The organism is Pseudogulbenkiania sp. MAI-1 (genome assembly GCF_000527175.1).
In the GTDB taxonomy this organism is placed as follows: Bacteria; Pseudomonadota; Gammaproteobacteria; order Burkholderiales; family Chromobacteriaceae; genus Pseudogulbenkiania.
Window position 1 is genome coordinate 786,204 of record NZ_AZUR01000001.1, and the last position, 14,268, is coordinate 800,471.

At 63.6% G+C, this 14,268-nt stretch carries 14 protein-coding genes; 8 read left to right on the plus strand and 6 right to left on the minus strand.

Annotated elements, in window-relative coordinates:
- Positions 1 to 84: 84 nt before the first annotated feature.
- The 4 genes from ntrC to glnA all read right to left on the minus strand — a co-directional run bounded on the left by ntrC (position 85) and on the right by glnA (position 5,005).
- Positions 85 to 1,548, minus strand: coding sequence for a nitrogen regulation protein NR(I) (gene ntrC, locus PSEMAI1_RS0103600; protein ID WP_024301545.1), 1,464 nt, complete (start codon positions 1,546 to 1,548; stop codon positions 85 to 87).
- Between the two features lie 209 nt (positions 1,549 to 1,757).
- Entirely contained in the window at positions 1,758 to 2,807 is a 1,050-nt protein-coding gene (gene glnL / locus PSEMAI1_RS0103605; protein WP_024301546.1) for a nitrogen regulation protein NR(II), read from the minus strand.
- A 97-nt stretch (positions 2,808 to 2,904) separates the two neighbouring features.
- Positions 2,905 to 3,402, minus strand: a complete 498-nt coding sequence (locus PSEMAI1_RS0103610; protein WP_024301547.1) for a DUF4124 domain-containing protein — start codon at positions 3,400 to 3,402, stop codon at positions 2,905 to 2,907.
- A 184-nt stretch (positions 3,403 to 3,586) separates the two neighbouring features.
- The gene (gene glnA, locus PSEMAI1_RS0103615; RefSeq protein ID WP_024301548.1) at positions 3,587 to 5,005 is read right to left on the minus strand and encodes a glutamate--ammonia ligase; all 1,419 of its coding nucleotides are present in this window, start codon (positions 5,003 to 5,005) and stop codon (positions 3,587 to 3,589) included.
- Between the two features lie 279 nt (positions 5,006 to 5,284).
- Here glnA and PSEMAI1_RS0103620 point away from each other — a divergent pair, with 279 nt between their 5' ends.
- The 6 genes from PSEMAI1_RS0103620 (at position 5,285) to PSEMAI1_RS0103645 (ending at position 10,584) form a co-directional block, all read left to right on the plus strand.
- Positions 5,285 to 5,737 carry a rhodanese-like domain-containing protein gene (locus tag PSEMAI1_RS0103620; RefSeq protein ID WP_024301549.1) on the plus strand — a complete coding sequence of 151 codons (453 nt, stop codon included), beginning with the start codon at positions 5,285 to 5,287 and terminating at the stop codon, positions 5,735 to 5,737.
- 116 nt (positions 5,738 to 5,853) lie between these two features.
- Complete coding sequence (aroE, locus tag PSEMAI1_RS0103625; RefSeq protein WP_024301550.1) at positions 5,854 to 6,675, plus strand: shikimate dehydrogenase; 822 nt, start codon at positions 5,854 to 5,856, stop codon at positions 6,673 to 6,675.
- Positions 6,675 to 7,358 carry a monofunctional biosynthetic peptidoglycan transglycosylase gene (gene mtgA, locus PSEMAI1_RS0103630; RefSeq protein ID WP_029770480.1) on the plus strand — a complete coding sequence of 228 codons (684 nt, stop codon included), beginning with the start codon at positions 6,675 to 6,677 and terminating at the stop codon, positions 7,356 to 7,358. Before aroE ends, mtgA begins: the two co-directional genes overlap by 1 nt.
- Positions 7,359 to 7,572: 214 nt before the next feature.
- Positions 7,573 to 9,015 carry a magnesium transporter gene (mgtE, locus tag PSEMAI1_RS0103635; RefSeq protein ID WP_024301552.1) on the plus strand — a complete coding sequence of 481 codons (1,443 nt, stop codon included), beginning with the start codon at positions 7,573 to 7,575 and terminating at the stop codon, positions 9,013 to 9,015.
- Between the two features lie 7 nt (positions 9,016 to 9,022).
- Positions 9,023 to 9,835, plus strand: a complete 813-nt coding sequence (gene prmC / locus PSEMAI1_RS0103640; RefSeq protein ID WP_024301553.1) for a peptide chain release factor N(5)-glutamine methyltransferase — start codon at positions 9,023 to 9,025, stop codon at positions 9,833 to 9,835.
- Positions 9,835 to 10,584 carry a phosphatase PAP2 family protein gene (locus PSEMAI1_RS0103645; protein ID WP_024301554.1) on the plus strand — a complete coding sequence of 250 codons (750 nt, stop codon included), beginning with the start codon at positions 9,835 to 9,837 and terminating at the stop codon, positions 10,582 to 10,584. The genes prmC and PSEMAI1_RS0103645 overlap by 1 nt, the downstream gene beginning before the upstream one ends.
- A 25-nt stretch (positions 10,585 to 10,609) precedes the next feature.
- Here PSEMAI1_RS0103645 and PSEMAI1_RS0103650 read toward each other — a convergent pair whose 3' ends face one another.
- On the minus strand, positions 10,610 to 11,089 hold the full coding sequence (locus tag PSEMAI1_RS0103650; RefSeq protein WP_024301555.1) for a peptidylprolyl isomerase: 480 nt from the start codon (positions 11,087 to 11,089) through the stop codon (positions 10,610 to 10,612).
- Positions 11,090 to 11,232: 143 nt separating this feature from the next.
- On the opposite strand from PSEMAI1_RS0103650, the gene PSEMAI1_RS0103655 reads away from it, so the two are divergent.
- Together PSEMAI1_RS0103655 and PSEMAI1_RS22125 are read left to right on the plus strand one after the other, a co-directional pair.
- The gene (locus PSEMAI1_RS0103655; RefSeq protein ID WP_024301556.1) at positions 11,233 to 12,366 is read left to right on the plus strand and encodes a cupin domain-containing protein; all 1,134 of its coding nucleotides are present in this window, start codon (positions 11,233 to 11,235) and stop codon (positions 12,364 to 12,366) included.
- Positions 12,367 to 12,819 (plus strand): hypothetical protein, encoded by a 453-nt coding sequence (locus PSEMAI1_RS22125; RefSeq protein ID WP_232219828.1) that lies wholly within the window; start codon positions 12,367 to 12,369, stop codon positions 12,817 to 12,819.
- A gap of 302 nt (positions 12,820 to 13,121) precedes the next feature.
- On the opposite strand, the gene bamC is transcribed toward PSEMAI1_RS22125, so the two are convergent.
- Complete coding sequence (gene bamC, locus PSEMAI1_RS0103660; RefSeq protein WP_024301557.1) at positions 13,122 to 14,252, minus strand: outer membrane protein assembly factor BamC; 1,131 nt, start codon at positions 14,250 to 14,252, stop codon at positions 13,122 to 13,124.
- Positions 14,253 to 14,268: the final 16 nt, after the last annotated feature.

A 14,268-nucleotide genomic window follows, 5' to 3' on the forward strand; every position in this document is an offset into this window, starting at 1 on the left:
GAGTGGGCGCGGGTGTCGATGACAAGTCCGGTCTGGCCTTGCCATCGCCTTCGTCAACGGACGGGAAAAAGATGATGCCGGGCCTCAGCCGTGGCCGATTTCCTCGCCGTGCGCGGCCTCCATGCCCAGCTCCTGGATCTTGCGCGTCAGCGTGTTGCGGCCCCAGCCCAACAGGTGGGCCGCCTCCACCTTGCGCCCGCCGGTGTGGGCGAGCCCGCTGCGGATGCAGGTCTCCTCGAAGCGCCGCGTCAGGTCGTCGATGATGCCGATCTCGCCGGCGCGCAGGCGGCGCGCCACCTCGTCGGCCAAACCCTTCATCCAGTCGCCGCCGTACACCGTGGCGGCGCCGGCGCCGCCCTCGGCACCGGCTTCCAGCACCGGATGCAGCGCCGGGTCGCGGATGTCGGCCGGCAGGTCGCCCAGTTCCACCGTCTGCCCCGGCGCCATCACCGTGATCCACTGGCACAGGTTCTCCAACTGGCGCACGTTGCCGGGGAAGGGGTAGTGGCGCACCACCTCCATCGCCGCGTCGGACAGCCGCTTCGGCTCCACCCCCAGGTTCTTGGCGCTGCGCGTCAGGAAGTAGCGGGTCAGAAGCGGAATGTCCTCGCTGCGCTCGCGCATCGGCGGCAGGCGCAGCCGGATCACGTTCAGGCGGTGGAACAGGTCCTCGCGGAACTGGCCGTTCTTGACCCGCTCCTCCAGGTTCTGGTGCGTCGCCGCGATCACCCGCACGTTGGCCTTGATCGGCGTGTGGCCGCCGACGCGGTAGAAGTGCCCGTCCGACAGCACGCGCAGCAAGCGCGTCTGCAGCTCGATCGGCATGTCGCCGATCTCGTCGAGGAACAGCGTGCCGCCCTCGGCCTCCTCGAAGCGGCCGCGGCGCGACGCCAGCGCGCCGGTGAAGGCGCCCTTCTCGTGACCGAACAGCTCCGACTCCAGCAGATCCTTGGGGATCGCCGCGGTGTTGAGTGCGATGAACGGCTTGCTGGCGCGCACCGAATGGCGGTGCAGCGCCTCGGCCACGCGTTCCTTGCCGGTACCCGACTCGCCGGTGATCAGCACGGTGACGCTCGACTGGGAAAGCCGGCCGATGGCGCGGAACACGTCCTGCATCGCCGGTGCCTGGCCCAACAGCGCCGGCATCTCCTCCTCGCCGTTCTGCGCCTCGGAGGGCTCGCGGGTCTCGGCCAGTGCGCGCTCGATCAGTGCGGTGGCCTGGTCGACGTCGAACGGCTTGGGCAGGTATTCGAAGGCCCCGCCCTGGAACGCAGCCACGGCCGAGTCCAGGTCGGAGTGGGCGGTCATGATGATGACCGGGATTTCCGGATGATCCACCTTGACCCGCGACAGGAACTTTAGGCCGTCGGTGCCGGGCATGCGGATGTCGCTGATGATGACGCGCGGGCTGGCGTCGTACAGGGCGTTGAGCGCGTCGTCGGCGCTGGCGAAGCTCTCGAAGCCGATGCCGCCGCGTGCCAGGGCCTTTTCCAGGACCCAGCGGATCGCCTTGTCGTCGTCAATGATCCAGACCGGGTTTGTATGCATGGTGTCCCTCTCGATGTTTTAGAGCCGCTGACAAAACCCTCTTGGCGTTGTTGCGCTCGCGTGCGAATCTTTGATTCGCTCAGTAAACACTTGCCGTACTACTTGCATGTAGCTTCGCAGAAACTTCGGCTACGCCTCGTTTTCTGCGGCCGCGCGCCTAGCCAAGACTGCTGCGCGGGGTTTTGTCAGCCACTCTTGGGTGCGAAGGCCTAATTGCCCAGCGGCAGCATCACGGTGAAGCAGGTGCAGCCCGGGCGGGACTCGAACTCGATGCTGCCGCCGTGCTGATGGACGAAGGCCTGCGCCAGCGTCAGCCCGAGGCCGGTGCCCTCGGCGCGGCCGGTGACCAGCGGATAGAAGATGTGATCGCGAATCTCCTCCGGGATGCCCGGGCCGTTGTCGATGATCTGCAATTTCAGTGCCAGGGTGTAGCGCTTGCGCGCCAGCGTGACCTGGCGCGCCACTCGCGTGCGCAGGATGATCTCGCCCTTGGCCTTCATCGCCTGGATGGCGTTGCGGGTGATGTTGAGCACCACCTGGATCAACTGCTCCTTGTCGGCCACCAGCGTCGGCAGGCTGATGTCGTAGTCGCGCCAGATGATCAGCCCGTGCGGGTACTCGGCCAGCACGATGCTGCGCACCCGTTCCAGCACCTCGTGGATGTTGATCTCGCTGGAAACGTGGCGGCGGTGCGGTGCCAAGAGCCGGTCCACCAGCGACTGCAGCCTGAGCGCCTCCTCCTTGATGACCTCGGTGTACTCCTTGAGGTCGTCGCGGTCGCCCAGCTCGTGTTCCAGCAGTTGCGCGGCACCGCGAATGCCGCCCAGCGGGTTCTTGATCTCGTGCGCCAGGTTGCGGATCAGCTCGCGGTTGGCTTGTTGCTGCAGCAGCAGCCGTTCCTCGTTGGCGATCTTCAGCTGCTGGTCGAGCGGGCGCAGCTCCACCAGGGCGCGCGAACCGTCGTTGTCGATCGGCGTGATCGACAGCGCGACGTGCAGCGGCTGCTCGTTGTGCAGCAGTTTCAGTTCGAGGTCGTGTTCGATGAAGCTGACGTTGTTCTTGAAGGCGGTATCCAGCGCCTGCTTCAGCGCTGCACTGCTTTGGAACAGGCCGGTCAGTTGATGGCGCAACAACTCGCGCCGTCCCAGTGCCAACAGGTTTTCACTGGCGGGATTGACGTAGTCGAGCGAACCGTCGGTCCGCACGATCAGCACCGGGGTGTCGAGCAGCTCGAGCCCGGCAAAGCTGGATGATGTCATGGAAATCCGGTCGTGAAGTGTGTGTCCGCTATTCGTCTAGCAATATCCACGCCAGCACAGCGGACGGACACAAGCCCCTTACCGGTGATGGTATGCCTTATTTTGGTGCATTGGAAGCGGCCTGCCCCAATTCGCGGCGCAGCGCCTCGACGTTCTTCTGATGCTCGGTCACCTGCTCCTGCAACTGCTGTACGCGGTCGAGGTATTTCTGATAATTGCGCTCGTTGCCGAGCCGGGTGGCACGGCCCTCCGCCAGCGCCTTCTGGGCTTCGGTCAGCGCCTTCTGCTCGTTGGCCAATTCCTGTTCCAGGATCTTGCGCCGGCCGTTGTCGCGCTGCTGCTGGGTGGCGCTGTCGACGTTGGGGTAACGGCTGCTGAAGGGGGGCGTGCTGGGAGAGCTGGACGGGGCCGAGCTGCTCGGTTTCACCTCGTCGCTGCTCGAATAGGTCGACAAGGGTGACAGCTTGATCGGCGCACCACCCTTCATCGGGGTGTTCGAGAAGGTGACGTGGCCGCTCGGGTCGACGTATTTGTAGATGGTCTGGGCCTGCGCCAGGCTGCTCGCCAACAATAGGCAGAAAAGCATCGTCTTCATCGGAGAAGGGGGTCCTGCGTGGTCTATGCTGATAGGTGATTTCATCATAAGCAAATCCGCCTCGTCCGTCACATCGGGAGAGTCGGGGCGGGCGGCCGGCGCGTGCCGCTGGGGCAAGCGCCGGTATTTTAAAAGAAAAACGGCAGCCTAAGCTGCCGTTTGGTCCGTTTGCAAGCCGTTGTGATTACAGGCTGTAGTACATCGAGAATTCCACCGGGTGGGTGGTCATGCGGGTCAGGTTGACTTCCTGCATCTTCAGTTCGATGTAGGCGTCGATCCACTCGTTGGAGAACACACCGCCACGGGTCAGGAACTCGCGGTCGGCGTCCAGTGCGGCCAGGGCTTCGTCGAGCGAGGCGCACACGGTCGGGATCAGCTTGTCTTCTTCCGGCGGCAGATCGTACAGGTTCTTGTCGGCGGCATCGCCCGGGTGGATCTTGTTCTGGATGCCGTCCAGGCCGGCCATCAGCAGAGCCGAGAAGCACAGGTACGGGTTGGCCAGCGGATCCGGGAAGCGGGCTTCGATACGACGGGCCTTCGGGCTCGCCACGTGCGGAATGCGGATCGAAGCGGAACGGTTCTTGGCGGAGTAGGCCAGTTTCACCGGAGCTTCGTAGTGCGGAACCAGACGCTTGTACGAGTTGGTGCCCGGGTTGGTGATGGCGTTCAGGGCCTTGGCGTGCTTGATGATACCGCCGATGTAGTACAGGGCGTTCTCGGACAGGCCGGCATAGCCGTCACCGGCGAACAGGTTCTGGCCGTCTTTCCAGATCGACTGGTGCACGTGCATGCCCGAGCCGTTGTCGCCGACGATCGGCTTCGGCATGAAGGTGGCGGTCTTGCCGTAGCTGTGGGCCACGTTGTGAACCACGTACTTCAGGATCTGGGTCCAGTCGGCGCGCTGGGTCAGGGTGCTGAACTTGGTACCGATTTCGTTCTGGCCGGCGGTAGCCACTTCGTGGTGGTGCACTTCGACCGGCACACCCAGCTCTTCCAGCAGCAGTACCATGGCGGAACGCAGGTCCTGAGCGGAATCAACCGGCGGAACCGGGAAGTAGCCGCCCTTGATGCCCGGACGGTGGCCCAGGTTGCCGCCTTCGAACTGTTCGGCGGAAGCCCAGGCGGCTTCTTCGGCCTGGATCTTCACGTGGCAGCCGGACATGTCGGCACCCCAGGTCACGGAGTCGAAAATGAAGAATTCCGGTTCCGGACCGAAGTAGGCGGTATCACCGATGCCGGTAGTCTTCAGGTAGGCTTCGGCGCGCTTGGCGATGGAGCGCGGGCAGCGGTCGTAGCCCTTGCCGTCGGCCGGATCGATCACGTCGCAGGACATGAACACGGTCGGTTCGTCGAAGAACGGGTCGATCTTGGCGGTGGCCGGGTCGGCCATCAGCAGCATGTCGGAAGCCTGGATGCCTTTCCAGCCGGCGATCGAGGAGCCATCGAAAGCGTGGCCGCGCTCGAACCACTCTTCGCCGTCATTGAGGACGATGTGGGCCGGGATGGATACGTGCTGCTCTTTGCCGCGGGTATCGGTAAAGCGAAGATCTACAAACTTGACGTCGTTGTCCTTGATCAGTTTCAAAACGTCTGCAACCGCCATGGTGTTCTCCTGTTGGGCTACGTGCATCTACAGAGTATGCGTTGTACTAAGGGTTTGCGACTAAAACTAGCAGGAAGCGTGCCAGCCCGTTTCAATGGGCTTTCTCATTGTGGCACAAGCCTTGGCAGACTTGCACGTGCTGCGTCAGGCTCCGATTTGGTGCAAGTGGTCTGTGCTGTGCCCTGTATTGGTGCGTGCTGCTTGGTTTGCGCCAGAACGGGGCTTTCCCGATAATTATTGGTAGATCGGTAGTGTAATTCCCTTGCGAGGAGATTGACGATGAGCAAGATCAACGACATTCAGCGGCGCGGTGGTGAGCGCGGCCGCGACATGGGGCTGCCTTACGCCGGCGCACTGACGCCGGACGAAGCCTATGAACTGTTGCAGGGCATGCCGGAGGCCGTGCTGGTGGATGTGCGCAGCCAGGCCGAATGGCAGTTCGTCGGCGTCGTGCCGGAGGCGCTGCGCATCGAACTGCGCAGCTTTCCCGGCATGGTGCCCAACCCGAATTTTGCCAACCAGTTGCAGCAACAGGTCGACAAGGAAAAGGTCGTCCTGTTCATGTGCCGTTCCGGTGCGCGTTCCGACGAGGCGGCACGCCTGGCCACGGCCATGGGGTATGCCACCGTCTACAACGTGCTGGAGGGGTTCGAGGGCGACAAGGACGCCGAGCAGCATCGCGGCCGGGTCAATGGCTGGAAGGGGCGCGGTTTGCCCTGGATTCAGGGATAAAAGGTTGATGTTTGCCGGGCTTCGCGGCAAAGTGCTGAGTTGAAGAGTTTCCATTCAGGACGCCGCGCGAAGCAAGCGAATTGGCCGTCGTTGAGCAATATCGAGAAAGCAGAATCATGACCGACCGTTACGCCGTCATCGGCAACCCCATCTCCCACAGCCAGTCCCCCTTCATTCATGCCGAGTTCGCCCGCGCCTGCCAGCTCGACATCCAGTATGAAAAGCTGTTCGCCGAGCTCGACAAGTTCGAGCAGGTGGTCGGCGAGTTCGTCGCCGCGGGCGGCAAGGGCATGAACGTCACCCTGCCGTTCAAGGGCAACGCCTATCGTATGGCGACCGAACTGACTGAACGCGCCCGCGCCGCCGAAGCGGTCAACACGCTGACCTTCCGCGACGGCAAGGTCTACGGCGACAATACCGACGGCGTCGGTCTGGTGCGCGACATCGTGGAAAACCTCGACTTTCCGATCGCCGGCCAGCGCGTGCTGATCCTGGGCGCGGGCGGCGCGGTGCGTGGTGTGCTGGCGCCCATCCTGGAGCAGAAGCCGGCCTCGCTGACCATCGCCAACCGCACCCTGATCAAGGCCGAAGCCCTGGCGCACCAGTTCGCCGGCTGGGGCGAGATCAAGGCCGTCGGCTACGAACAGCTGGAAGGCCGGAGCTTCGACCTGGTGATCAACGCCACCTCGACCAGCCTCAACAACGAGCTGCCGCCGGTTCCGTACGGCGTGTTCACCGCCCGTACCCTGGCCTACGACATGGTCTACAGCAAGGGGCTGACCCCGTTCCTGAAGCGCGCCCAGTCGGAAAACGCCGGCATGCTGGCCGACGGCCTGGGCATGCTGGTCGAGCAGGCGGCCGAGTCCTTCTCCATCTGGCACGGCGTGCAGCCGGAAACCCGCAAAGTGACCCACATGCTGCGCGACCTGCTGGCCTGATGCGCCTCCTGCTCAAGATCGGGGCGGTCCTGGTGGCCGCCCTTGTGCTGTATAACCTGTGGATTTTCGGGCACGTGGTGTACTGGCGCAGCAACAATCCCTCCACCAGCGCCTTCATGGACGAGCAGCTGGCGCGTCTGCAGGAGGAAAACCCCGATGCCGAGCTGCACCACAAGTGGATGCCGTACCAGCGCATCTCGGCCAACCTCAAGCGCGCCATCATCGCCGCCGAGGATGCCAAGTTCGTCGACCACGAAGGGTTCGACTGGGACGGCATCGAGAGCGCCTTCGAGAAGAACGTGAAGCAGGGCAGGATCGTGGCCGGCGGTTCGACCATCAGTCAGCAGCTGGCCAAGAACCTGTTCCTGTCGGGGCGCAAGACGCCCTGGCGCAAGATGGAAGAGGCCGTGATCACCGTCATGCTGGAGGCGGTGATGGACAAGCGGCGCATCTTCGAGATCTATCTCAACGTGATCGAGTGGGGTAACGGCGTGTTCGGCGCCGAGGCGGCCGCACGTCATTACTACCGTACCGGGGCAAGCAGCCTGTCCGCCGCGCAAGCGGCAAGGCTGGCGGCCATGGTGCCGAACCCGCGCTATTACGACGAGCATCGCAACGCCCGCGGGCTGGCGCGCAAGACCCGCATCATCCTGCGCCGCTTGTCTTACGCCGAATTGCCCTGATCCGGTGCACTTATCCTGGGTTCCCGGCTGGAACCCAGGGTCTCCTCATGCTAAAATTCTTTTTTTTCTCCGTTCGGCCGTGCCAGGCACGGCGTTAACGTATGGACTTACCCAGTTATCCCGTAACGAAACCCCGTTACTCTGTTATCGAATAATCCCCGCCTTCAGGACCGGAGTGTACGAGCGCTTCCGCTGACGGCGGAAGGAGACGTGCATGACGGTTGTCGAAAAGAAACAACCCACTGATCGTCTGCAGGAAAACCTGAGCCAGGTGCAGCGCCTGATCGAGCGCCACCGGCTGGTCGAAGACCTTGTCCATCGCCAGGAGATGGAAAAGCATGACCTGGTCGAGAACCTCGTTCACAAGCAGAACCTGGTCGAACTGCAGAACAAGCTGAACCAGCTGCACCCGGCCGACATCGCCCACATTCTGGAGGCGCTGCCGCTGGAAGACCGCCTGCTGGTGTGGGACCTGGTCAAGGCCGAGCAGGACGGCGAAATCCTGCTGGAAGTCTCCGACGCGGTGCGGGAAACCCTCATCGAGTCGATGGAGCAGCACGAGCTGGTGGCCGCCGCCGAGCAGCTCGACACCGACGAGCTGGCCGATCTCGCCGCCGACCTGCCACGCCAGGTGGTGTACGAGGTCATGGGCACCCTCGACGAGCAGGAGCGTGCCCAGCTGCAGTCCGCTCTGTCCTACGCCGAGGACCGCGTCGGCGCGCTGATGGACTTCGAGCTGGTGAAGATCCGCGCCGACGTCAGCTGCGAGGTGGTGTTGCGTTACCTGCGCCGCTTTGACGAGCTGCCGTCGCACACCGACAAGATCTTCGTCACCGACGAGGAGGGCGTGCTCAAGGGCGTGCTGCCGGTGCGCAAGCTGCTGGTGTCCGATCCGGATGCCCTGGTGCAGGAGGTGATGGCCACCGAGGTGGTGACCTTCCATCCGGAGGAAGCCGCCGCCGACGCCGCGCTGGCGTTCGAGCGCTACGACCTGGTCACGGCGCCGGTGATCGACGACCGGGGCTTGCTGATCGGCCGCCTGACCGTGGACGAGATGGTCGACGTGATCCGTGAAGAAACGGAAAGCGAAGTGCTCAACCTGGCCGGTCTGAAGGAAGAGGAAGACCTGTTCGCGCCGGTGATCGACTCGGTGAAGAACCGCTGGTCCTGGCTGGCGATCAATCTGTGCACGGCCTTCGTCGCCTCGCGCGTGATCGGCGTCTTCGAAGGCTCGATCGAGAAGATCGTCGCCCTGGCGGCGCTGATGCCCATCGTCGCCGGCATCGGCGGCAATTCCGGCAATCAGACCATCACCATGATCGTGCGCGCGCTGGCGATGGGGCAGTTGCAGGCAGGGCAGGCGGCACGGCTGTGGCGCAAGGAGCTCGGCGTCAGCGCCATCAACGGCCTAGTCTGGGGAGGTGCGCTCGGGCTGCTGGCCTGGGCCTTGTACGGCAACCTGGCGCTGGGGCTGGTGATGGTGGCGGCAACCACGCTCAACCTGATGCTGGCCGCCACCATGGGGGTGTACATCCCGCTGACCATGGAAAAATTCGGCAAGGATCCGGCAGTCGGTTCCAGCGTGATGATCACGGCCTGTACCGATTCCGGTGGTTTCTTCATCTTCCTCGGTCTCGCGACCTTGTTGCTGCTGTAACGCCATCATGACGATAGACGAGGCCCTGCGCCGTTATCCCCTGCCGCGTCTGGAGTCGCGCCTGCTGCTGATGCAGGCCACCGGCTTCGCTCCGGCCAAGCTGGTCGGCTACCCCGAACTCGAGCTGACGGTGGAGCAGGAGGCGGCCTATCGCGGCCTGGCCGAGCGGCGGCTGGCGGGCGAGCCGATTGCCTACCTGCTGGGTGAGCGCGAGTTCTACGGCCGGCCGTTCCGGGTGTCGCCAGCGGTGCTGATTCCGCGTCCGGAAACCGAGCATCTGGTCGAAGCGGCGCTCGCCAGAATTGGCCGCAGGCCGGCCAGGGTGGTCGATCTGGGCTGCGGTTCCGGGGCGATTGCCGTGACGTTGGCGCTGGAAGCGCCCGAGTGGCAGGTCAGCGCGGTGGACGTCTCCGAGGCGGCGCTGGTAGTCGCGCGCGCCAATGCCGTCCAACTGGCGGCGCCGGTAACCTTTTACCAGGGCAGCTGGTACGCGCCGCTGCCGAAGACGGCTGTGTTCGACCTGATCGTGTCCAATCCGCCGTACATTGCCGCTGCCGATCATCATCTGGAGCAAGGTGACGTGCGCTTCGAACCGCGCCTGGCGCTGACCGACGAAGACGATGGCCTCTCCTGTCTGCGCGAGATTGCCGCCGGCGCGCCAGACCGGCTACTGCCGGGCGGCTGGCTGATGGTCGAGCACGGCTACGATCAGGGCGGCGCCGTGCGTGCGCTGTTCCGTGCCGCCGGGCTTGCCGAGGTCGAGACCCTGTCCGACCTCGCCGGCCTCGACCGGGTGACGCTGGGGCGCAAGGCGGGCTGATGGGGCGCTGGGTTTGCCGCCTGGGGCCGGCATTGTTGCTGGCGCTGACTGCCGTGCTGGCCATCCGGCCCGACTGGAACGAGCAGCTCTTCCTGCTCGGCCACCAGTCGGCCCGCTTGCTGCCGGCGGTCTTCTGGCGCCTGGTCAGCGTGTTCGGCGACTGGAAAACCGTCATCGCCTTGCTGTTCCCGCTGGCTTGGCAACAGCCGCAACGGCTGCCGGCGCTGCTCGCCGGAACGGCACTCGCCATCCTGTTGGCGCTCTTGCTCAAGGGCGGCTTCGCGGTGCCGCGTCCCCCGCTGGTGTTGCCGGTGGGAACCGTCCAGTTGCTGGATGCCTTGCCGGGCAACGGCTCCTTCCCTTCCGGTCATGCCATGGCGTCGGCGTTGCTGGCGACGGCCTGGAGCGCCCACCCTAAGGTTGGGCGCTGGGGGGCGGGGAGTCTGGCCATGGTGGCCGGCCTGGTGGCGCTGTCGCGGCTGGCGATCGGTGTGCACTGGCCGCTGGATGTGTTGGCCGGGGCGCTGGTGGGATGGGGGGTGATGCGTTTGGCGCTACGCCATGCCGCCCCGCAGGGCTGGCCGGAGGAGGTGGCGCAACGACTGCTGGCGCTACTGAGCGCCGTGTTGTTGCTGGCGGTGGTGTTCACGGCCGTGAAGGATTGGCCGCGGCATCATGAGGAATACTGGCTGAGGCTGGTGATCGGAACCGGCGTTGCCCTGGGCGGGCTGCTCCGGTTCCGTCGTTGACGGCAGACGGCTGGGCCGTCGCCGATCAATGGTGGTGGCCGTGCTCGCCGTGGGCGTGGCCGTGGCTGATTTCATCGGCGCTGGCGGCGCGTACGTCGACGACCTTGGCGACGAAACGGATGGTCAGGCCGGCCAGCGGATGGTTGGCGTCGACCACGGCCTTGCCGTCGGCGATGTCGGTCACACGGAACAACAGCACGTCGCCGGTTTCCGGGTCGTCGGCTTCGAACATCATGCCCACTTCGACGTCGGCCGGGAACACGTCCAGCGGCTCGACACGAACCAGTTCTTCTTCCGGTTCGCCGAAGGCATCGTCCGGCTCCATCTTCACGTCGATGGAGTCGCCGACCGCCTTGCCCTGCAGTGCCTCTTCCACCAGCGGGAAGATGCCGTCGTAGCCGCCGTGCAGATAGCTGATGGGCTCCTCGGTCTTGTCGAGAAGGGTATTGTCAGCGTCGAACATCTCATAGTGGAGGGTAACGACGGTATTTTTGGCAATTTGCATGAGAATTGTCCGTGCAAGAAATAAAGAGATTCGACAGGTCAAGGGCACCAAGCGTTCCTTGTGCCTGCAGCAACCAGATGCTGGGCGTTCCCGCCTGAAGCGTATTGTAAACCATTGCAGCACCCGCCAACCGAGAAACTGCCATGACTCCTCTGAGCCTGCTGGGCGGCATCACGCCCGAACATTTCCTGCAAGAATACTGGCACAAGAAGCCGCTCTTGATCCGTGGCGCCATCAAGGACGTGGGGCCGCACGTCGGCTTCGACTGGCTGGCCGAACTGGCCACGCAAGACGACGTCGAGTCGCGCCTGATCGAATTCAACAAGGGGCAGTGGAAGCTGGAGCGCGGGCCGTTCCGCCCGTCCCGCTTCAAACGCCTGCCGGCCAGCGACTGGACCATTCTGGTGCAGAACGTCAATCACCACCTGCCGCATATCGACGAGTTGCTGTGGCGCTTCAATTTCATCCCGTACGCCCGCCTTGACGACCTGATGATCAGCTACGCTCCGCCTGGCGGTACGGTCGGCCCGCATTTCGACTCCTACGACGTGTTCCTGTTGCAGGTCGGCGGCCAGAAGCGCTGGCAGATTTCCGCGCAGAAGGACGAGGCCTTCATCGAGGATGCGCCGATCAAGGTGCTCCAGCACTTCGAGGCGGAGCAGGAGTTTGTGCTGGAGCACGGCGACATGCTCTACCTGCCGCCGCGCTATGCCCATTACGGCGTGGCGCTGGAGCCGGGCATGACCTATTCCATTGGTTTCCGTGCACCGTCGGTGCAGGAGCTGGCCACCCAGTTCCTGGTGTACCTGCAGGATCGGGTCTGCTTCGACGGCCGGTACGCCGATCCCGACCTCCGGTCGCAGCCATCGGACCCCGCCGCCATCGGCGACGCCATGATCACCCAGGTCGAGGGCATGCTGCAGCGTATCCAGTGGGACCATGCCACGGTCGGCGACTTCCTCGGCCACTACCTGACCGAGCCCAAACCGCACGTGTTCTACGATGCGCCGGACGACCCTCTGGAACCGGACGAATTTGCCCGACAAGTGGCGACGGCAGGGGTCATGCTCGATGCCAAGAGCCAGATCCTGTACCGCGGCGAAATGCTGTACTGCAACGGCGAACGGCTGGAGGTGGACGCAGCCGATGTGTCGTTATGGCAACAGTTCGCCAATGCCCGCAAGCTGGCAGGTCAGGCGTTTTCGGATACGATGACCGAAGTTCTGTACGAGGGCTATTTGTCAGGGTACTGGCATATCGGCAATAGTGTTGCATGATTGCAACATAATATTGGTTGTTTTCCGCCAACACCGGTTCGGAAGCGAATTGCTAGGTGGGAAAACCCTGTTTATGGGCTGTTTGCTGCACTGCAAGAAAAATTTCATGGGGCTGTTGCCGTTTTGCTCGCTGCACCCTCTGTACAGCCGTTTTTTTCATGCTACAATTTGCCCACTGAAAAATTTCAGTCGCTTCCGGTTGGCCGGTGGCGATTTTTGCTGAAAAATTGTTCTCATTACTTAAAGTCAAAGGTCTTAAAAATGAAACAGTCGCTCCTCGTTGCTGCCCTGCTGGCCGTTGCTCTGTCCGCTTGCGGTAAGAAAGAAGAAGCTCCGGCTGCTGTTGAAGCTTCCGCTCCGGCGGTTGAAGCTTCCGCTCCGGCTGCTGAAGCTTCCGCTCCGGCTGCTACCGCTGAAGCCTCCGCTCCGGCTGCTGCTTCCGCTGCTCAGTAATTCGGTTGCTGTAGAAAAAGCCGACCCAGATGGGTCGGCTTTTTTGTGCCTGTTTGGTGCTCGCAGACCAGCCTCTGGCTGTCGACTCGCTTTCTGCTACCTGAGGCTGTGGGTTGAGCCTGGAGTGGGGTGGGGCGACGGCGGGCTCCTGGCTCGTGGCCACTGTCCCTCTGAGGTTGTCCTGGTCCCGCTGTTTTCGAGCGAGTTGAGGGGCTGCTGTCCGAGCTGCCTTTGCTGGGCGAGGCAGGAGTGCATGAAAAAAACCCGCCTATAGCGGGTTTTATTCATGCTTTGGACGGTGTTTACTGCAGTTCATTCTGCAGCTTGCCCAGGGCGGTCCGTGTCTGAGCTGCAGGCAGCGGCTTGCCGGCCTTGTCGGAGAGGACGATCTGGGTTCTGCCCGGCGTCTCTTCCTTCAACTGCACCAGGAACTCTTCGTCCTTCGGTGCCGCCTCGCCCTTGTCGCCGCTGCTCCAGAACGCGAGGCTGGACCAGAAGCCGCCGGATTTCTCCGTCTTGCCGCTGACGGCCTCGCCTTTTGCCGGCTTCACATAGTAGATGCCCTGCGAGCGGTTGCGGTCGGACACCACCAGGCCGATGCGGTCCAAGGCCAGGCCGACGCGACGCCATGCGCGGTCGAAGCCGTCATTGACAGTCAGCTTGCCGTCCACGATCTGGCTGTTCGGGGTTTCCGGCGCCTGGGTCTGCTTGATCGCCTCCTTGGCCTTCTCTTCGGTCTGGCCGAGGCGGATCATGAAGCGGCCCAAGAGTTCGGCTTCCAGTTGCGGATCGGCCGGGCGCGGCTGCCACTTGGTTTCCGATTTTCCTTCGTCAACGAACACTTCATACATCCCGCGATGCGAGAAGTACACTTCGGTGCCCGCGGCGGTCTTCTCGACGCGGATGCGGAACTTGTCGCGCTCGGAGGTCGAGTAGACATTGCCGAGCCCCACCGTTTCCATGAACTTGCGGATCACGTCGTTGGGCAGCTTGGCGCGGTTCTCGGCCCAATCGGTCTCCATGATGCCCAGCTGCGGCTCTTCGGTCTTGATGACGAAACCATTGTCCTGCCAGAACGCCTTCAGCACCGGCCAGAGTTCTTCCGGCTGCTTGTTCTCGGCCACCAGCCAGCGCTGGGAGCCGGCACGCTCCATGCGGATGTTGTCGACCTTGGTGGCGGCGGTCGCGGTGGTGGCGGCCTTCAGGGGGCCCTGGGCCTGGTTGAGTTCGTTCAGCGAGGCCACACCCGAGCGCGGCAGCTCGTAGCGGTTGCGGATCTGCGGAGCGGTCAGGTCGGGCGGCACTTCCAGCGTGTTGATGTTCTTGGGGGCTTCGGTTTTGTAATCGAGCTTGTTCTCGAGTGGTTCGGATGTGCTGCAGCCGGCCATCAGGCCGGTCAGCAGCAGAATCGCGGCAGGCGCGCTTCGTTTCATGCGTTCTCCCATCGAA